The 326-nt window shown below is 71.2% G+C and carries 1 protein-coding gene; it reads right to left on the reverse strand.

Translation table 11 applies throughout. The annotated features are described in order from the left end of the window. A partial coding sequence (locus ACLWS4_RS38200; protein WP_416876597.1) for a PQQ-dependent sugar dehydrogenase occupies positions 1–326 on the reverse strand: 326 nt, incomplete at both ends.

Below are 326 nucleotides of genomic sequence, written 5' to 3' on the forward strand. Positions count from 1 at the left end.
GGGTCGGGCTGGCACTTCCCGCGTCAGGGCCGTAGTCGCCGAGGTGGACGATGCCGGTGGCCTTGTCGACGCTCATGCGGAAGGGGTTCCGGACGCCCATCGCGTAGATCTCCGGGCGCGTCTTCGCGGTACCCGGGGCGAAGAGGTTGCCGGCGGGGATCGTGTACGACCCGTCCGCGGCGACCTTGATGCGCAGGATCTTGCCGCGCAGGTCGTTGGTGTTGCCGGCGCTGCGGCGGGCGTCGAAGGCGGGGTTGCGGTCGGCGCGCTCGTCGATCGGCGTGAAGCCGTCGGAGGCGAAGGGGTTGGTGTCGTCGCCGGTGGAC

The organism is Kitasatospora sp. SC0581 (assembly GCF_048159585.1).
Classification (GTDB): Bacteria; Actinomycetota; Actinomycetes; order Streptomycetales; family Streptomycetaceae; genus Kitasatospora.